Origin of the sequence: Serratia sp. CY31944 (assembly GCF_052169175.1) — a bacterium.
In the GTDB taxonomy this organism is placed as follows: Bacteria; Pseudomonadota; Gammaproteobacteria; order Enterobacterales; family Enterobacteriaceae; genus Serratia; species Serratia sarumanii.
Genome location: NZ_JBJNLG010000022.1, coordinates 39,500 through 56,815, shown reverse-complemented (window position 1 = coordinate 56,815; position 17,316 = coordinate 39,500). Strand labels below are relative to the sequence as shown.

Here is a 17,316-nt window from a genome sequence, read left to right as displayed (position 1 = left end):
CAGCCCGTACTGTGGTTGTATGTGTATTTAATGAAGGCGATCCGCCCAATGCGGATTACCCGACAAAACCGCGGCTGCAACGCTGATAAACCGTGGAAAGCGTGCTGACCTTTTCTTCACTTGGCCGATGGTTCACATCTGGCGTGATATTATTTAACCATTTGATAACTGGTCGTTGGTTTTGTCTAGTACCTGTATCCCATTTTTTAGACGAAAAGTCGACAAGCATCTCCTTTTCTGGTTTTTCTGTTGGTTATGACAGGAATATGATTGACAGCGGGTTTTATGCGCTGAAGGTTAATTAATTGTTGATAAACAAGATGTTGTAGTAAGAATGTTCCGAGTGGGGCGAAAATTCGCCGGCCCGCAGGAAGCATTATTAAAAGTAGGGGAAACGCGCCGTTGATCCGGCCAATCGCGGAAATTGGCGATAAATGCAGCTATTGTTCTTCCTGCAGCGTGTCTTCCCGCATATAGCCCGGCCGCCGCCGCAGACACCACCAGGAATAACCGGCGTTGAACAGCACCACCAAAGCGGTGACGGCGAAGACCGCGCGAAAACCGTAGCCGGCGGAGACCGCGGCGCCGAGCAGCGGGCCGCTGACGTTGCCGACGTCGCGGAACGACTGGTTGTAGCTGAAAATTCGGCCGGCGACCTGATTGGTGCAGTTATAAATCAACAGGGTCTGTACCGCCGGCAGCAGCGCGCCGTCGGCCGCCCCCAGCAGAAAGCGCAGTACGCCGAGCTGCCACGGCGTTTGCACGAACGCCATCGGGATCAGCAGCAGCACCGAGACGATCAGCATAAAGACCAGAATGCGTTCCGGGCCGATGCGATCGCCCAGCTTGCCCAGCCGTGGGGCGCTCATCAATGCCGCGACGCCGGGCACCGAGGCGATCAGCCCGCTGATAAACGCCAGATTATGGGTCGCGCCGGCCAGATCGCGCACATACAGCGTCAGGATCGGGGCAATTGAGCCGGTGGCGATCTGGATGATCATGGTAGTAACGAACAGGCTGAGCACCAGCTTCGGGTTCTTCAGCGAGGCGAACACCTGTTTTGCGTGCAACATGTCGCGCTTTTGCACCGGGGTGAATTGCTCTTTGACATACAGCAGCGTCAGCACGAAGCAGACGAACAGCACCGCGGCGGTGATATAAAACACCGGGCGCAGGCCGTACAGATCGGCCAGCAGGCCGCCGATCAACGGGCCGACCAGCGCACCGCCGACGCCACCGGTAGACAGGGTGCCGAGCGCCCAGCCGCTGCGGTTGCGCGGCACCTGGGTGGCGATCAGCGCGTTGGCGTTGGGAATGAACCCGCCGAGCAACCCCAGCACCGCACGCAGCGCGAGAAACTGCCAGACCGTTTGCGCCATGCCCATCAGCACCATGACGATCGCCATGCCCAACGCCGAGCGCAGCAACATCAGTTTACGGCCGCGTCGGTCGGCCAGGGCGCCCCAGAACGGCGCGGCGATAGCGGAAAACAGGAAGGTAATGCTGAACAGCAGACCGGACCATATGTTGAGCGCCTGATGGCCGGTTACGCCCAGGGTCTCGACGTACAGCGGCAGAAACGGCATCACCAGGCTGAAGGCGGCGCCGGTGAGAAAGCACCCTACCCAGGCGACGAAAAGGTTGCGTTTCCAGTTAACGGGTTCTGCTGCCGAAGCCATAAATGTCCATTGCCGAAAGGTGACGCGTTTTGCCGGCGGCAAAAAGATGAGGGGCAAAACGTGAAAGTTAGCCTGATAAGTATGCGCCGCCGGCGCGGCTACGGCAAACCAGAGGACGGGAATAGGGCAAAAAATGAAATAAAGTTTTAAAAATGACGCTTAAACCTTATTCCGCGCTTGGCGCGCGGAATTTTCAGCGTTTTATAGGCCGGCCAGCGCCTCGAAACCGGCGGCGGTGGTGGTGGCGCTAAAGTCAGTGACCTCGTAGTGAGCCACGGCGTTGAACGGATCTTCGGCCAGGATGGCGTCCAGCCGCGCGCGCTCAATGCCCTTGGCCAGGATCACGCCGCCGGTGCGGGGATTCTTGCGGCCGGAGGCGATGAAGGTGCCGTCCTGAAAATATTTCTTAAGCCAGGCGATGTGCCCGTCAAGGTGGCTGTCGACGTCGGCGATCGGGCGATGGTAGGTCAGGCTGACAATGTACATGGCGGCTCCGGGGTTGGTGGCAAAGGCTTTACCATCCCACCCTCGCCGTCGATTCTCAAGAGGCGCGCAATAAAAAACCCGCCGGCGGCGGGTTTGCTTTATCAGTAGAGCGAAGGCTCGCCTTCCGGGCGGGTCTTGAAGCGGCGATGCAGCCACATGTATTGATCCGGCGCCATCAGGATCTCTTTTTCCACCACTTTATTCATAAAGGCGGCGGCATCGAGTTCGTTATCCAGCGGGAAGTTTTCCACCGCCGGCTGCATGATCAGCTCATAGCCTTTGCCGTCCGGCAGGCGGCGCGGGGTGAACGGAATGATCGCCGGTTTGCCCATCCGCACCAGCACGTAACTGCCGGTGGTGGTGGCGGCTTTGTCTACCGCGAACAGCGGCACGAATACGCTGCTGCGCGGGCCGTAGTCGTGATCCGGCGCATACCAGATGATATCGCCCTGTTTCAGGGCGCGGATCATGCCTTTGATGTCTTTGCGATCCAGCATCGATTTGTTGGAACGCATGCGGCCCCAGGTTTGCAGCCAGTCCATCAGCTTGTTGTCGTGCGGGCGGTAAACGCCGATGCCCGGGTTGTGAATGCCGAAGATGCGCGCGCCCAGCTCCAGCGTCAAAAAGTGCAGGCCAATCAGCAACACGCCCTGCTGGTTGTCGCGCGCCTTTTGGATGTGCTCCAGGCCGCTGACCTTGAACCAGCGCTCGATGCGCCAGTTGGGCCAGAACCACGCCATGCCGGTTTCAAACAGCCCCATGCCGACCGATTCGAAATTCTTTACCACCAGCGCATCGCGTTCGGCCTGCGGCATGTCGGGAAAACAGAGCTCGAGGTTACGCTGGGCGATAGCGACGCGTCGCTTGAGAAAGCGCATGGAAAATCGCCCAATCGAGGTGCCGAGCCAGTAGATGACGGGATAAGGCAGCAACACCAGCAGATACAGCAAGCCGATGCCGACCCAGGTCAGCCAGTAGCGCGGGTGCAATAAGGAACGATTGAAAGTAGGAACTTGAGTCATGGGTTCTCTGTTTGAATACGGTTGTTTAAGTGTAATGACAGAGTCATAGCATGGTCTGGCAGCCGGGTGAGCTCGGCGGCAAGGTTCGTTTCTGCCGTTTGTTTGCGACTATTGTGGCATTTTTCTGGCGATCCGGGAAAACACAACGCATTAAAATCCCTTTTTGGGCGTTAAATATGCATTGAATGCCGAATTTTTCCACAATCTTTCCTGCCAAAGATAATGGCGATATTATTGCTGGTAATTATTCAGAGGGTAAATATGTTGGCACCATGGATCAGTGCGGGGCTGCTGGTTTTGGGCGCGGCGGTCGGCAGCGTCGGCGCGCATCTGCAGGTGAACGCGATATTGGCGCTCGCCGGCGTGATGATGGCGCTCGGTATGCTGGCTTCCGCGTTTACCGAAGGCGGCGGACGCTGAACGGGGCGTTTGCGCCAGGGCTGCGCGGCGGCGGTTTTTCGGGTATGATGTGCGCCGCGCGCGGGCCGGCAGGCTGCGCGCGATGATCAGTCACCTCCCGAAAGACAGGAAAGTACACCATGCCAGTGTTACATAACCGAATTTCTAATGAGGAACTGAAGGCGCGCATGCTGGCGGAAACCGAGCCGCGCACCACAGTTTCTTTTTACAAATATTTCTCCATCGACGATCCCAAAGTGTTTCGCGACAGCCTGTACGTTCAGTTCGAAAAATTGAAGGTGTTCGGCCGCATCTACGTGGCGAAAGAGGGCATCAACGCGCAGATCAGCGTGCCGCAGCATAACTTCGACGCGTTCAAAGCCGCGCTGTTCGCCTCGCACCCGGCGCTGGATCAGGTTCGCCTGAATATCGCGCTCGAAGACGACGGAAAATCCTTCTGGGTGCTGCGCCTCAAGGTGCGCGAGCGCATCGTGGCCGACGGCATCGATGACGAGAGCTTTGACCCAAGCAACGTCGGCGAATATCTGCAGGCCGATCGCGTCAATCAGATGATCGACGATCCGAATACGGTGTTCGTCGACATGCGCAACCACTATGAGTACGAAGTCGGTCACTTCGAAAACGCCATCGAGGTGCCGTCGGATACCTTCCGCGATCAGCTGCCGATGGCGGTGGAGATGCTGCAGGACAGCAAAGACAAAAACATCGTCATGTACTGCACCGGCGGCATTCGCTGTGAAAAAGCCAGCGCCTATATGCTGCACAATGGCTTTAAAAACATCTACCACGTGGAAGGCGGGATCATCGAGTACGCCCGCAAAGCGAAAGAACAAGGGTTGCCGCTGAAGTTTATCGGCAAAAACTTCGTGTTCGATGAGCGTATGGGCGAGCGCATTTCCGACGATGTGATCGCCAACTGCCACCAGTGCGGGGCGCCGTGCGACACCCACACCAACTGCAAAAACGACGGCTGCCACCTGCTGTTCATTCAGTGCCCGAGCTGCGCCGCCAAGTTTGAAGGGTGCTGCAGTGAAATTTGCCGCGAAGAGCTGAAGCTGCCACGCGAAGAGCAGCGCGCGCGCCGTGCCGGCCGTGAAAACGGCGTCAAGATCTTCAATAAGTCGAAAGGCCTGTTGCAGACTACGATGCACATTCCGGCACCGGAAGAAGAAGGCCCAGCCCGCTGAGCCTGAGGAAATGAGAAGCCCGGCCGCCAAGCCGGGCTTTTTTACTTATTTCTCGCGCACGCCTTCTACGGAGATGATCAGCTCAACGTCTTGCGACGCCGGGCCCAGATCGGTGGTGATGCCGAAATCTTTCAGCTTGATCTTGCCGTTGGCTTCAAAGCCGGCGCGGTAGCCGCCCCACGGATCGTTGCCCTGGCCAATCAGTTTGGCGTCCAGCGTAACCGGTTTGGTCACGCCGTTCAGCGTCAGGTTGCCGACCACCGCATAACCGTCGCCGCTTTTCTTCACTTCGGTGGATTCAAACTTGGCCTGCTTGTTCTTCTCCACGTTGAGGAACTCGGCGCTGCGCAGGTGCTTGTCGCGTTCGGCGTGGTTGGTGTCGACGCTGGCGGTATTGATGGTCACGTTGACTTTGTCCTTGGACGGATCTTTTTCGTCGAAGGTGAAGCCGCCGTCGAAGTCTTTAAAGCTGCCGTACAGCCAGCTGTAACCCAGGTGCTGGATGCGGAACTCGATAAAGGCGTGCTGGCCCTGTTTGTCGATCTTGTAGTCCGCCGCCAGTGCGGAACCGGCGCTCAGCAGCAGGGCGCCTGCGGTCAGGCCCAATACGGTCTTTTTCAACATAGCAATCTCCATAAATCCAAAGGTTAATCGGCGCTGCTACCCAGCATCCGTTTCAAAGTGACATCACGATCGATAAAGTGATGTTTAAGCGCGGCCAGCCCGTGCAGTACCGAGAGCACTACCACGGCCCAGGCCAGGTAAAGGTGTATGGCGCCGGCGGTGTCGGCCTGTTCCGCCATGCCGGTCACGGTGGCGGGTACGTCGAACCAGCCGAATACGCTGATCGGTTGGCCGTCGGCGGTCGAGATCAGATAGCCGCTGATCAGAATGCCGAACAGCACGGCATACAGCGCCAGATGCGCGAGAATGGCGCTGACGCGAGTGAGGCGGCCATAGCTGGCCAGAGGCTTGGGCGGCGGCGAGACAAAGCGCCAGATCACGCGGATCACCATCACGATGAACAGCAGCGTGCCGATGCTTTTGTGGATCTCCGGCGCCTGGTGGTACCAGACGTCGTAATAGCCCAGCGTGACCATCCACAGGCCGAGGGCGAACATGCCGTACACCGTCAGCGCCACCAGCCAGTGGATCAACACTGACACATGGCCGAAACGATCGGCGGTATTTTTCCAGAGCATCCTGTTTCCTTCGATTACCGATTGGCTGGCTGCAATAATTAAACTTTAGGAAACATAAAATCAATAATAAATTTAACTATGTTACTTCTTAGAAATATTAGTCAGTGAATTTGTTTGAGATGTTCGGAGTTCATCAGATAAATCGTTGAAGATGATATGATTTCTTTCACGTGGCGATTATGTTAGTTGTTGAAAATTAGGCTTATTATCTATTAATGTCAGCTTTTGTCATTTTACGTAAACCGTTCATGGATTGCTGGGCGGGATTATTGGTTGGCAAAGGTTATGCCTATTTCTTGCGGCGAGGAGCAGGGCGGAAAGATTAAATTATTCGAACGGTTACGCTAAATCCTCTGCGGCGTGACGGCCGACTTTGCTACCATTAGCGCCAAGAGTCGGCTCTTTGTGGCCGGTTAACCCAGTGAAATAACAAGGAAACGTCATGGGCCGAACCCGAGTAACCGACAGCAGCCTGCGTTTGGCCGTCCTGTTGGCGATGTTGGTGATCATTTTGGCCGGGGTGAAAGCCGCCGCCGACATCGTGGTGCCGTTTCTACTGGCGGTATTCCTCGCCATGGTGCTGAACCCGCTGGTGACGATGCTGGAACGCCGCCGGGTGCCGCGCATCCTTGGGGTGACGCTGCTGGTGACGGCGGTGATCGTGGTCGTGATGCTGTTTATCGGCATGCTGGGCGCTTCGCTGAACGAGTTCGCCCGCTCGCTGCCGCAGTACCGCGGCATGATGATCGAGAAACTGCGCGAGCTGCAGCATTACGCCGATCGCTTCAATATCAGCCTCTCCAGCGAAGCGATGCTGCAGTATGTCGATCCCAGCGCGGCGATGAATCTGGTTACCCGCATGCTGGGGCACCTGTCTGGCGCCATGACCAACGTCTTCCTGCTGCTGATGACCGTGGTGTTTATGCTGTTTGAAGTGCAGCTGCTGCCTTATAAGCTGCAGCAGGCGTTGGATAAGCCGAACGAAGGCCTCGCCGCGATGCGGCGGGCGCTGGACGGCGTGACGCGCTATCTGGTGATTAAAACCATCATCAGCCTGGCCACCGGCGTGATCGTCTGGATCTTCCTGGCGGCGGTCGGGGTGCGCTTCGCCTTTATCTGGGGGCTGCTGGCGTTTCTGCTCAACTATATCCCCAATATCGGCTCGGTATTGGCCGCCATTCCACCGTTGATTCAGGCGCTGCTGTTCAACGGATTGGGCGATGCGCTGGTGGTGGCGGGCGGCTTTATCGCTGTCAACATGGTGATCGGCAATATCCTCGAACCGCGGGTGATGGGGCGCGGGCTGGGGTTGTCGACGCTGGTGGTGTTCCTGTCGCTGATCTTTTGGGGTTGGCTGCTCGGCCCGGTGGGCATGTTGCTGTCGGTGCCGCTGACGATCGTGGCGCGCATCGCGCTGGAGACCACCGAGGGCGGCTATCGGCTGGCGGTTATCCTGGGGGACGGCCGCCCGCCGCGCCAGCCTCCGGCGGCGCCGGAGTGAAGAAGATTTTTCCGCTGACGCCGGGCTGCGCGGCGTGTTGCAGCGCCGCTGCGTACTGATGCAGAGGGTAAATCGCTGCGGGCGGGCGCAGCGCCAACTGGCCGCGGCGCAGCAGCTGGAATAGCTGATAAAACGCCGTTTGCCACTGCGCCGGCGCCGCCTGCGCATTCCATTTACGCAGGTGGAACAGCGAAGCGCGCAGCTTTAACTCGTCCACTACGCGCCGCCAGTCCACCTGGCGCCCGCCTAAAAGGCCCAGCGCCACGAAATCGCCGCCGGAGCGAACCGCTCGCGCCAGCTGCAATCCGTCTTCTCCGCCGATGCAGTCGATGGCGGCGCGGGCGCCAAAATGGGTCATTTTCGCCAGCTGCGGCGCTTCGATAACGCGCCAGGCGCCGGCGGCCAGCAGCGCCTGGCGATGGGCGGCGTTGCGCACCACCACCGCCAGACGAATACCACGCAGCGCCGTCAGCTGCGCCAACAGCAGGCTAACGGCGGAGCCGCCGCCGTTGAGCAGCAGCACGTCGCCGGCGTTGAGCGGCAGCCATTGCGTCAGCAACACCCAGCAGGTGAGCGGGTTGATGTAAATCTGCGCCGCGTCGTTGTCGTCGATGTCGTCCGGCACCCACACCACCCGATCCTCAGGCAGCGTGACGAAGGTTTGCCAGCTGCCGTCACCCGCTACCGCCAGCGCGCGTCGGCCGGTCGAGCGCCCGCTCTGCGGATCGACGATGACGCCTGCGCCTTCATAGCCCGGTACCTGCGGCAGGGCGATACGGTGCGCGTATTGGCCGTGAATTGGGATCAGGTCGGAAGGATTAATCGGGGCATAGCGCATCTGCAGCAGCAGCCGGCCGGGGCGCAGCGGCGGCCTGTTCACCTGCTGCAGCCTCAGCACCTGGGCGGGATCGCCGAAGCGGTTGAAGCTCAATCGGGGAAATGACGACGGCATGGGTTACAGTACGAAGAAAAAGTAGACATCCAGCGCCAGCAGCACCAGCCACAGGCAAAGATACAGCACCAGGTGCTCACGCACGTTGTTGACGATAGCCGCCAGTATTCGGTTTAACATTTCAGCCGCCAGAAGAAAGAGACCTTTGATTATAGTCCTTTTCTCTGCGTCTTTTATAGCGCGCCGCGCATGAGCGCTGGAAGAATGGCGATCAAAAAGCCTGCGTTATCGCAGGCTTGATGTCATACCGCCAGCAGCGCCAACGGCGTCGAGTTCGTAGGCGTGTTCGGCGGGTAGAAATAACGCAGCACGTTATACAACGAGTAGAACTCCAGCCGGTTGCGCGCGTTGATCTTCTCCGTGATGTGGCGCTTGTGCACGTATACCGTATGTGAGCTGATCTGCAGCTTTTTCGCGATGCGGTAGTTGGGCATTTCCGCCATCCAATACTTCATTACCGTCAGTTCCTGCGGGCTGAACAGGGAACGCTCTTCGCCGTCATCGGCCAGCGCCAGCGGATTTTCGCGCAGCGTGCGCAAGGTGAGCGGCAGAATGCTTTTATTGAACAGAAACGCGTTATCGGCGATGCGCATTGGCGTTTCGCTGTAAGGGTAAGGCGTATCGAGATAGATAAACAGCAGGGCAGACTGGCTGGCTTCCATAAACGCCAGCAGCTGTGCGTCCGCTTCGTTATAGCGGCACTGGTTGCTGAGGTTCACCAGAATGTGGCTCGGCTGAAAGCTGGCCAACAGCGGCGTAGCGTACTCAATGCTGTGGCAGCACTTGATCGTCGTAATCCCACTATCAGCAAAGTAGCTGGCTATACCGACCCGGGTGAAGCAGCATTCGTCCACGACAAGTAGTTTCATGGTGACGTCCTTGTTGAAAGCCGATGGAGCATATCTTCTGTAAAATAGGACTTACACTGCAAGTGTTCAATTCGGAAATTCAACTGCTGAATGCAAGAAATTTCCGTTATAAGAATTTTTACTTGGTATTTAAAAGAGTTAGCAGGTTAAGAAATTGTAACCGTCGGATTTCGCTGCCCAGGGCTCGACGGGAACCAGGACAGCGACAGCCTTTGCTTAGCTAAATCGTTTCAGACCAAAGCTGGAGACGTCGACCGGCGGCGCTTTGTCCTGCGCGAACAGCGCGGCAATCTCGCCCAGTACGCTGGCGAACTTGAAGCCGTGGCCGCTCAATCCGCTGATGACCATCAGACGATCGCACTCCGGCAGGGTATCGATAATAAAGTCTTCGTCGGGGCTCATGTCATAACTGCAGGCTTCGCCGTGTAAACATACGCCTACACCCGGTAAAAACTGCCGCAGGAAGGTGAAGACTTCGGTGCCGTCGCTGGCGTGGCTGCCGAAAGGTTTACGCTGCTCGGGGGCATCCATCGGCTGGCCACCGTCGTGTTTGCCCACTTTCAGGCCGTCGTTATCCGCCGGGAAGCCGTAATAGTGCGTGCCGTCTTGCGCTTCAACGGTAAAGGCCGGGAAGCGATTGTTCACGCTGTAGCGGCCATCCGCCTGATGCCAGGAGAATACCTTGCGCAATGGCGCAACCGGCAGCTGCGGCAACAGCGCTTTCACCCAGGTGCCGGCGGTGACCACCGCTTTTCGCGCCGTGAAACGCCCTTCGCCGGTGACGACTGCAACGCCGCCATCAATAGGCTCCACCGCGCTGACCGGGCAGTTGAACAACTGGCTGCAGCCGGCCTCTTTCGCCAGCTTGATCAGGCTGGCCACCGCCAGTTCGGAACGCAGGAAGCCGGCGTCCGGCTCGAAAACGCCGACGTAACCTTCCGGCGTGCGGAATTCCGGCCAGCGTTGAGCAATCTGTTCGGCGCTGAGGGTTTGCGCGTTCAGGCGGAATTTTTGCGCGCTCTGCTGAGCATTGCGAATGAATTCGGAGTGCTGCGGCCCCAGGTTGAGTGCGCCGCAAGACTGGAACAGTTCCTCGCCGGAATGTTGAATCAGCGCATTCCACAACGCCTGCGCGCGCAGCACCAGCGGCACGTACTTTTCACCTTCGCCGTAAGCGTGACGGATGATGCGGGTATCGCCGTGATGGCTGCCGTTGCGGTGCGGGGGAATGGCGCTGTCGATCATCAGCACTTTCAAGCCGGCGCGGGTTGCGTAATACCCTGCCGCTGCGCCGACTGAACCGCTGCCCACCACAATCAAATCATATTCCACGTGCTGACCCTCTCTGATAGCGATTTCTTATCGCCCCATGATAAAAGGTTGGCGGGCGCAATGCACTGATTGAACGGCGAAGGGCAAAGAAAAAGGCGCCGGGAATGGGGCGCGGCGCCTTAGGGGTTAGGGGACGATGAATCAATGTTTTCTGCGATCAAGATCCTGATAATCCGTAGCTTCAATCTTGGCGATGCCGGCCTCTAAGATATTGATTAATTGACGGGCGACATCTGTGGTCAGCCAAAGCGTTCTGTCTACTTGGGCTTCTTCGGGCGTTTGGTCTAGTGAAGACAGGTAATGAAGGCGTATCATCATGGCGTCGTAAACGTCGACAGTACTGATATCCCAACCGACAAGCGGGTGCGTCTGAATTACTTCATCATTTCTGTCCATAAAGACCCCTTATTGAGTAGTAACTACCGTGAGTGACTAACGAGGATCAATGCGGCTCATCATCATGAGAGCAATTACAGTATACGCATCCGCTTTCATCGGTGGAGGGGGTTGTCACCAAAATTTGCAAAATAAATATTTATTTGAGCAATTATTCTACAAATTTGTATGTGCTGCAGTGGGTGAGTACAGCGCGGCGCGTTATTCCGCGTCGGCAGGTGGCGATGTGCCATACAGACATTTTTCCAGCTCTTCGGCCAAATGGGCGAAATGCTTTTGCGTTTCGGCGTCGCGATTCTGGCTGTGCGATTCCAGCTTCAGGCTGTGGATCAGCCGCTGGTTGGCTTTGTCATCCAGGCTGAAGGCCAGATAAGAGAAAGCCACTTCCAGTACGTTCAAGCGCCTTTTCTGATCGGCAATCAACGCCAGCAGTTCGCCAAACGTCATTGTGTCTTCGGATTTCACCTTGTCCGGGGCCATGCTTACTCCTTTGCGTTAAATACAGCGCTGAGGCGGATTTTGTTCCAGAGTAAGGGTAAGCGATGAATGGGCTGGGCGCCAGAAACAAAAAAGCCGGAGAGCGACCCCCGGCAAAAACAGCATTGCAGTGTTATTCTGCGCTGAACCACTCGTCCGCGCTTTCCCAGGTTTCCTGAAGGATTTCCTCGATCAGATCCCGGTCGGTTTTGGCGCCCCCCAGCACGGAGAGCCCGTTGGCGCCGGCATAACGTACGTGCACGACGGCGTCTGGAAACTGGCGATTGACCCGTTTGCCCAGTTCACCGGTCAGCGCCTCAATGGCGCCCGACGGCAGCGGCCGGGTTTTATCTATAGTGACTTCAACACGCATAATTGCCCCCGAAGCGATTTACTGTTTATTTATACAGTTAACCGACTGCGGGGGCAAGAGGGCGAAGAAAAAATATCAGTCTTTCAGCGACCAGTTCAGGGTTTCACCGGCCAGGAAGGGGATCACGGATTCATTGCCCAGGGCGATCTCTTCTGGCTGGGTGGTCGGCACGCGCTGCAGCTCGATGAAGTCTTCGTTGAGCGGCAGGCCATAGAAACGCGGGCCGTTGAGCGAGCAGAAGGCCTCAAAGTGCGCCAGCGCGCCGAGCTGTTCGAACACCGCGGCGTAAGCCGGGATGGCATTCGGCGCGTTGAAACAGCCGGCGCAGCCGCAGCTGGACTCTTTGCGATGCTTGAGGTGCGGCGCGGAGTCGGTACCGAGGAAGAAACGATCCGAACCGCTGGCGACCGCCTGACGCAGCGCTTCCTGATGGACATTGCGCTTGAGGATCGGCAGGCAGAACAGGTGTGGGCGAATGCCGCCGACCAGCATGTGGTTGCGGTTGAACATCAGGTGCTGCGGCGTGATGGTGGCGCCGAGGAAACGATTGCCTGCCTGCACATATTGCGCCGCTTCTTTGGTGGTGATGTGCTCGAAGACGATCTTCAGCTCCGGGAACTGCTGGCGGATCGGTTCCATCACCTGCTCGATAAAGCGCGCCTCGCGGTCGAAGATATCGACGGCAGGGTCGGTCACTTCGCCGTGGATCAGCAAAGGCATGCCGATTTTTTGCATCTGTTCGAACAGCGGGTAGATGCCGGTCACGTCGCTGACGCCGTGGCTGGAGTTGGTGGTGGCGTTGGCCGGATACAGCTTGGCGGCAGTAAACACCCCTTGCTCAAAGCCGTTGACCAGTTCACTGGCCGCCAGGGAGTTGGTCAGATAGCAGGTCATCAGCGGAGTGAAGTTGTGGCCCTGCGGGACCGCCGCCAAAATGCGATCGCGGTAGGCGCGCGCGGCGGCCACGGTCGTTACGGGCGGAACCAGGTTCGGCATCACGATCGCCCGGCCAAATACCTGGCTGGTATAGGGCACCACCGTTTTCAGCATCTCGTCGTCACGCAGGTGGATATGCCAGTCGTCTGGGCGGCGGATTTTCAGAACTTGAGGTTGTGCGGTCATCTAGCTAGGCTCCGGCGGTCAAATACGTCTAATGAAAAGCGAATAATGGGTTTATTCACGCCGGGGTGTAAGGATAAGCGGAAAGCGCCTGAGATGCATCTGTTTGTTGGCGACAAGTTGAAATCAATAGCGCGGCGGGCGCATAGTAACAGGGATTTCAACGATGCCGACGCCAATACCGTCGACTTTCATCAAGTGGAAAGGGAGAAAGCAATGGAAGTACGCGTTATCGCCACCCTGCAAGCGAAAGCGGGATTTGAAGACGCCGTCAGCGAAGCGGTGCACGACATTCTCGAGCCGAGCCGCCAGGAGTTGGGCAACCTGCAATATGATTTGCATCGCGATCTGGAAAAGCCGGGCGTTTTCGTGTTCTTTGAGCGTTGGGCCAGCAGCGAAGCGCTGGATAAGCATAATGAGACGGCGCATTTTCAGCAGTTCGTCAGCCGGCTTGACGGCAAGTTGGATGTTTTAGACATCAAAAAACTGAAAAAGATAGCCTGAGCCTTTTTGCAGGCAAGAAAAAACCCGCCGATGGCGGGTTTTTTTAGGGCTGCAGATTAACTTATTCGTTAACCGGCTGCGGCTTGGTGGCCGGCGCGGTGGCCTGGCTCACCGCCGAATGGCCGCCTGCCGAGCCTTTGCCTTCAAAGTTGAAGGAAGGGCGCTGCCAGTCGCTGTGCTTGCGTTCTTCCGGCACGTAGGCCGGCGCAGGCGCTTTGGTCATCGGCGCAGTGGCGATGTGTTTGTACAGTACGTCCTGCACGGCTTTCACCGGTGCCGGCTGCTGAGCAACCACAGGCGCAGGTTCTGCGGCGATTGGCGCCGGGGCTTTTTCGACCGGAGCGGCTTCCACGGCGGCTGGCGCAGGCGCTGCTTCTGCCACTGGCGTTTCTTCCGCTTGCGCAGCTTCTGCCGGCGCAGCGTCGACCACAGGCTCGTCTTCCACCGGCTTGGCTTCAACCACAGGTTCTGCCGCAACGGTTTCAGCTACCGGCTCGGCTTCCACTGCCGGGGCAGTCTCTTCCGCTTTCGGTTCTTCAACTGCGGCAGGTGCCGGCGCGGCTTCCACCGGCGCCGGGGTTTCCTCGGCCGGGGTGGCAACGACAGGCGCTACGGCTGCAGCTTCTTCCGTTACGGTAACGGCCGCAGTTTCAACGGCGGCTTCTGGTGCCGGCTCGTTGACGCTGGCCGCAGCCTGAGTTTCTTCCACGGCAACGCTGTGCTGTTCAACCGCTGCGGCGACAACCGGTGCCGCTGCCTGTTCTACTTCTACGGCTTCGGCCTGCACTTCGGCTTCTTCAACCTGAGCAACCGGGTAGCTTACCCAGACTTTGCCCGATGCCATTTCCGGCGAAGCGAACGCGCCCGCCAGCGGCATTGGGGACTGCAGCGGGTAACGCTCATCGCGGTAACGACGGCGACGCTGGCCGCTGACGCGCAGGTGGCGCGGTGAACGACGGGAACGGCGCGGCATGCCTTCGCCGTTGCCACGGTTTTCGCCCTGGGCATCGTCTTCCGGCTGAGCGGCAACGGTTTCCGGCAGCAGCTTGACGCTGTCGTCGGCGGTCGGCTGCGCGACTTCGGCTTTCGCTACCGGCGCTTTCGGCGCCAACAACTCTTCCGCTGCACGCTGCAGTTCTTCTTCCGCAGACAGGATACGCACTTTCTGCGACAGAGGGCGGCGCTGGCGGCGCTGCATGTTCTGCTGCTGGCGTTCTTCCTGCTCTTCGTCGGTGCTCTCGACAGCTTCAACGCTTTCCAGCGCTTTCACTTCCTGCTGAGCCTGACGTTTTTCTTCCTGACGACGACGCTGGCGTTCAGCACGCTGCTCACGGCGTTGCTGCTGATCTTCGCGCGGCGCTTTAGCGCTGTCTTCCGAGGCGGTTTCCTCCGCTACCGGCGCGTTCTGCTGCTGGTTGCGGCGGTTACGGCGCTGTTCATCGCGGGATTCACGCGATTCACGGCCTTCGCGGTTCTCACGCGGCTCACGGTTGTCGCGCTCGCGATTGTCACGGCCTTCACCGCGCTCTTTACGCTCGCCGCGTTCCGGACGGTCGCCACGCTCACCGCGCTCTTTACGGCCGGTGCCTTGGCGACGCTGACCGCGACGATCCTGACGACGGTTTTCACCGTTGCTTTCCGCCTTCGGCGTTTCGGCCGGTTTGGTTTCTTCGACGGCAGGTTGTTCCTCACCGGCGAACAGGCTCTTCAGACCACCGAACAGGCGGCCCAGGAAGCCCGGCTTGGCGGCGGCCGGCGCTGCGGCTTTAGCTTTGGCGGCGGCAGCGGCAGGCTTGGCCACGGCGACAGGTTCTTCAGCCGGCGGTGGCGCATCGGCGGACAGGGAGAAGGAAGCCAGGGCCGGTTGCTCCGGACGCTTGCGTTCCATCGGCGCATCTTCCAGCGGACGCTCCATGTCTTCTTCATGCAGTTTCGGCAGCAGGTAGCTGAGGGTAGAGGTTTCCTCGCCCTTGCGCACGCGCAGCACCGAGTAGTGCGGGGTTTGCATTTCATCGTTAGGCACGATGACGGCTTTCACGCCACCCTGACGTTTTTCGATCGCGCTGACGGACTCGCGCTTTTCGTTCAGCAGGTACGAAGCAACCTGAACCGGCACGATAGCGTGAACTTCTTTGGTGTTTTCCTTCAGCGCTTCTTCTTCGATCAGGCGCAGGATGGACAGCGCCAGCGATTCGTTGTCGCGAATGGTGCCGGTGCCGTTACAGCGTGGGCACACGTGGTGGCTGGACTCGCCCAGCGACGGGCTGAGGCGCTGACGGGACATTTCCAGCAGGCCGAAACGGGAAATGCGGCCGATCTGGATGCGCGCGCGGTCTTGGCGCACGGCATCGCGCAGGCGGTTTTCCACTTCGCGCTGGTGGCGAACCGGCGTCATGTCGATGAAGTCGATGACGATCAGACCGCCAAGGTCACGCAGGCGCAGCTGGCGAGCGATCTCGTCCGCCGCTTCCAGGTTGGTGTTGAACGCCGTCTCTTCGATGTCGCCGCCGCGGGTGGCGCGGGCGGAGTTGATGTCGATGGCGGTCAGCGCTTCGGTGCTGTCGATGACGATCGAGCCGCCGGACGGCAGGCGCACTTCACGCTGGAAGGCGGATTCGATCTGCGATTCGATCTGGTAGTGGCTGAACAGAGGGATTTCACCGCTGTACAGTTTGATTTTGCTGCTGAAATCCGGGCGGCCCAGCGCAGCGATGTGCTCTTTGGCCAGATCGAGAATTTTCGGGTTGTCGATCAGGATTTCGCCGATGTCCGGGCGCAGGTAATCGCGGAAGGCGCGCACGATAACGTTGCTTTCCTGGTGGATCAGGAACGGAGCGGGGCGGCCTTCGGCGGCTTTTTTAATCGCTTCCCAGTGCTTCAGGCGGAAGGAGAGATCCCACTGCAGTGCGTCGGCGGATTTGCCTACGCCCGCGGTGCGAACGATCAGGCCCATGCCGTCCGGCAGTTGCAGCGAGGAGAGCGCTTCTTTCAGCTCGGTGCGATCGTCACCCTCGATGCGGCGGGAAATACCGCCGGCGCGCGGGTTGTTCGGCATCAGCACCAGATAACTGCCCGCGAGACTGATGAAGGTGGTCAAGGCGGCGCCTTTGTTGCCACGTTCTTCTTTGTCTACCTGAACGATGACTTCCTGGCCTTCGCGCAGCACATCTTTGATGTTCGGGCGGCCATGGGAAGAGTAATTGCTAGGGAAGTATTCGCGGGCGATTTCTTTAAGAGGGAGGAAACCATGTCGTTCTGCGCCGTAGTCCACGAACGCTGCTTCAAGACTTGGTTCAATGCGGGTGATTTTGCCTTTGTAAATATTCGCTTTTTTCTGCTCATGACCCGGACTTTCGATATCCAAATCATACAGCCGCTGTCCATCTACGAGGGCAACACGCAACTCTTCCTGCTGAGTTGCGTTAATCAACATTCTTTTCATCTTAACTTACTCGTTATTTTTACATTATCGACAAAGCTGCGGGCAAAATAACCTCATGGCCGGAGTTAAACCGAAAGCCCCGTGTCTTCTCGCAAAGCCGTCAACCTCACGGTTGTCGCCTGCATAGGGGCGCATTATCTCGGTAAGCCTGCTTTTCTTTGTGAAAGACAGCACTTTTACTAGGGGAATAGCCTCTGATTTACGTCGACAGATCTGATTCCATTTGCCGGCCAAGCTGCAACCCGCAGCCCGCTAATTGTTTGATTTCGCATTACGTCTTACGCCATTGCTGCGTTTTTGCGCGATCAGACAAATTTTATAATTCCACCGTTTTCCCTGTTTAACGAGAATCAAC

Annotated in this window: 18 protein-coding genes; 4 read left to right on the top strand and 14 right to left on the bottom strand. The window is 58.2% G+C overall.

Annotated features, from left to right (window positions below; genetic code table 11):
- Positions 1-440: 440 nt before the first annotated feature.
- From mdtG to ACJ8IN_RS20560, 3 genes are all read right to left on the bottom strand, one after another.
- A complete protein-coding gene (mdtG, locus tag ACJ8IN_RS20570; protein ID WP_060426377.1) occupies positions 441-1,679 on the bottom strand; it encodes a multidrug efflux MFS transporter MdtG in 1,239 nt (412 codons plus the stop codon).
- Between the two features lie 201 nt (positions 1,680-1,880).
- Complete coding sequence (locus ACJ8IN_RS20565) at positions 1,881-2,165, bottom strand: YciI family protein (RefSeq protein ID WP_033655070.1); 285 nt, start codon at positions 2,163-2,165, stop codon at positions 1,881-1,883.
- 101 nt (positions 2,166-2,266) lie between these two features.
- Positions 2,267-3,187 carry a Kdo(2)-lipid IV(A) acyltransferase gene (locus tag ACJ8IN_RS20560; protein ID WP_033638030.1) on the bottom strand — a complete coding sequence of 307 codons (921 nt, stop codon included), beginning with the start codon at positions 3,185-3,187 and terminating at the stop codon, positions 2,267-2,269.
- Positions 3,188-3,448: 261 nt separating this feature from the next.
- Between ACJ8IN_RS20560 and ACJ8IN_RS20555 the strand changes: the two genes are divergently transcribed.
- Positions 3,449-3,607 (top strand): hypothetical protein, encoded by a 159-nt coding sequence (locus tag ACJ8IN_RS20555; protein WP_033638031.1) that lies wholly within the window; start codon positions 3,449-3,451, stop codon positions 3,605-3,607.
- Positions 3,608-3,726: 119 nt separating this feature from the next.
- Positions 3,727-4,794, top strand: a complete 1,068-nt coding sequence (trhO, locus tag ACJ8IN_RS20550; protein WP_308325625.1) for an oxygen-dependent tRNA uridine(34) hydroxylase TrhO — start codon at positions 3,727-3,729, stop codon at positions 4,792-4,794.
- Between the two features lie 45 nt (positions 4,795-4,839).
- On the opposite strand, the gene ACJ8IN_RS20545 is transcribed toward trhO, so the two are convergent.
- Positions 4,840-5,418 (bottom strand): YceI family protein, encoded by a 579-nt coding sequence (locus tag ACJ8IN_RS20545; RefSeq protein ID WP_016928208.1) that lies wholly within the window; start codon positions 5,416-5,418, stop codon positions 4,840-4,842.
- Positions 5,419-5,441: 23 nt separating this feature from the next.
- Positions 5,442-5,996, bottom strand: coding sequence for a cytochrome b (locus tag ACJ8IN_RS20540; RefSeq protein WP_004927830.1), 555 nt, complete (start codon positions 5,994-5,996; stop codon positions 5,442-5,444).
- A gap of 442 nt (positions 5,997-6,438) precedes the next feature.
- Between ACJ8IN_RS20540 and ACJ8IN_RS20535 the strand changes: the two genes are divergently transcribed.
- Positions 6,439-7,497 (top strand): AI-2E family transporter, encoded by a 1,059-nt coding sequence (locus ACJ8IN_RS20535; protein WP_033646455.1) that lies wholly within the window; start codon positions 6,439-6,441, stop codon positions 7,495-7,497.
- Here ACJ8IN_RS20535 and ACJ8IN_RS20530 read toward each other — a convergent pair.
- The 8 genes from ACJ8IN_RS20530 to pyrC form a co-directional block, all read right to left on the bottom strand.
- Positions 7,445-8,449 (bottom strand): zinc-dependent alcohol dehydrogenase family protein, encoded by a 1,005-nt coding sequence (locus tag ACJ8IN_RS20530; protein ID WP_308325626.1) that lies wholly within the window; start codon positions 8,447-8,449, stop codon positions 7,445-7,447. The genes ACJ8IN_RS20535 and ACJ8IN_RS20530 overlap by 53 nt on opposite strands.
- A gap of 3 nt (positions 8,450-8,452) precedes the next feature.
- Positions 8,453-8,569, bottom strand: a complete 117-nt coding sequence (locus tag ACJ8IN_RS20525; protein WP_033638034.1) for a DUF2770 family protein — start codon at positions 8,567-8,569, stop codon at positions 8,453-8,455.
- A gap of 122 nt (positions 8,570-8,691) precedes the next feature.
- On the bottom strand, positions 8,692-9,318 hold the full coding sequence (locus ACJ8IN_RS20520) for a LuxR C-terminal-related transcriptional regulator (protein ID WP_033646453.1): 627 nt from the start codon (positions 9,316-9,318) through the stop codon (positions 8,692-8,694).
- Between the two features lie 216 nt (positions 9,319-9,534).
- Positions 9,535-10,650, bottom strand: a complete 1,116-nt coding sequence (solA, locus tag ACJ8IN_RS20515) for an N-methyl-L-tryptophan oxidase (protein WP_308325627.1) — start codon at positions 10,648-10,650, stop codon at positions 9,535-9,537.
- Between the two features lie 141 nt (positions 10,651-10,791).
- On the bottom strand, positions 10,792-11,046 hold the full coding sequence (gene bssS, locus ACJ8IN_RS20510) for a biofilm formation regulator BssS (RefSeq protein ID WP_004927812.1): 255 nt from the start codon (positions 11,044-11,046) through the stop codon (positions 10,792-10,794).
- Positions 11,047-11,247: 201 nt separating this feature from the next.
- Positions 11,248-11,526, bottom strand: coding sequence for a hypothetical protein (locus ACJ8IN_RS20505; RefSeq protein ID WP_060424712.1), 279 nt, complete (start codon positions 11,524-11,526; stop codon positions 11,248-11,250).
- Between the two features lie 130 nt (positions 11,527-11,656).
- Positions 11,657-11,896: a DNA damage-inducible protein I gene (gene dinI, locus ACJ8IN_RS20500; RefSeq protein ID WP_033638037.1), complete on the bottom strand. Its 240-nt coding sequence runs from the start codon at positions 11,894-11,896 to the stop codon at positions 11,657-11,659.
- Positions 11,897-11,971: 75 nt separating this feature from the next.
- Entirely contained in the window at positions 11,972-13,018 is a 1,047-nt protein-coding gene (gene pyrC, locus ACJ8IN_RS20495) for a dihydroorotase (RefSeq protein ID WP_047568077.1), read from the bottom strand.
- Between the two features lie 213 nt (positions 13,019-13,231).
- On the opposite strand from pyrC, the gene ACJ8IN_RS20490 reads away from it, so the two are divergent.
- Entirely contained in the window at positions 13,232-13,519 is a 288-nt protein-coding gene (locus ACJ8IN_RS20490) for a putative quinol monooxygenase (protein ID WP_033647446.1), read from the top strand.
- Between the two features lie 61 nt (positions 13,520-13,580).
- On the opposite strand, the gene rne is transcribed toward ACJ8IN_RS20490, so the two are convergent.
- On the bottom strand, positions 13,581-16,961 hold the full coding sequence (gene rne, locus ACJ8IN_RS20485; RefSeq protein ID WP_072270428.1) for a ribonuclease E: 3,381 nt from the start codon (positions 16,959-16,961) through the stop codon (positions 13,581-13,583).
- Positions 16,962-17,316 lie beyond the last annotated feature (355 nt).

Coding starts and splice junctions, on each gene's coding strand:
- dinI (WP_033638037.1), bottom strand. CDS start 11,896: ATGCGTGTTGAAGTCACTATAGATAAAACCCGGCCGCTGCCGTCGGGC.
- ACJ8IN_RS20490 (WP_033647446.1), top strand. CDS start 13,232: ATGGAAGTACGCGTTATCGCCACCCTGCAAGCGAAAGCGGGATTTGAA.
- ACJ8IN_RS20560 (WP_033638030.1), bottom strand. CDS start 3,187: ATGACTCAAGTTCCTACTTTCAATCGTTCCTTATTGCACCCGCGCTAC.
- ACJ8IN_RS20520 (WP_033646453.1), bottom strand. CDS start 9,318: ATGAAACTACTTGTCGTGGACGAATGCTGCTTCACCCGGGTCGGTATA.
- ACJ8IN_RS20555 (WP_033638031.1), top strand. CDS start 3,449: ATGTTGGCACCATGGATCAGTGCGGGGCTGCTGGTTTTGGGCGCGGCG.
- ACJ8IN_RS20565 (WP_033655070.1), bottom strand. CDS start 2,165: ATGTACATTGTCAGCCTGACCTACCATCGCCCGATCGCCGACGTCGAC.
- ACJ8IN_RS20545 (WP_016928208.1), bottom strand. CDS start 5,418: ATGTTGAAAAAGACCGTATTGGGCCTGACCGCAGGCGCCCTGCTGCTG.
- ACJ8IN_RS20505 (WP_060424712.1), bottom strand. CDS start 11,526: ATGGCCCCGGACAAGGTGAAATCCGAAGACACAATGACGTTTGGCGAA.
- ACJ8IN_RS20525 (WP_033638034.1), bottom strand. CDS start 8,569: ATGTTAAACCGAATACTGGCGGCTATCGTCAACAACGTGCGTGAGCAC.
- rne (WP_072270428.1), bottom strand. CDS start 16,961: ATGAAAAGAATGTTGATTAACGCAACTCAGCAGGAAGAGTTGCGTGTT.
- ACJ8IN_RS20540 (WP_004927830.1), bottom strand. CDS start 5,996: ATGCTCTGGAAAAATACCGCCGATCGTTTCGGCCATGTGTCAGTGTTG.
- trhO (WP_308325625.1), top strand. CDS start 3,727: ATGCCAGTGTTACATAACCGAATTTCTAATGAGGAACTGAAGGCGCGC.
- pyrC (WP_047568077.1), bottom strand. CDS start 13,018: ATGACCGCACAACCTCAAGTTCTGAAAATCCGCCGCCCAGACGACTGG.
- bssS (WP_004927812.1), bottom strand. CDS start 11,046: ATGGACAGAAATGATGAAGTAATTCAGACGCACCCGCTTGTCGGTTGG.
- ACJ8IN_RS20535 (WP_033646455.1), top strand. CDS start 6,439: ATGGGCCGAACCCGAGTAACCGACAGCAGCCTGCGTTTGGCCGTCCTG.
- mdtG (WP_060426377.1), bottom strand. CDS start 1,679: ATGGCTTCGGCAGCAGAACCCGTTAACTGGAAACGCAACCTTTTCGTC.
- ACJ8IN_RS20530 (WP_308325626.1), bottom strand. CDS start 8,449: ATGCCGTCGTCATTTCCCCGATTGAGCTTCAACCGCTTCGGCGATCCC.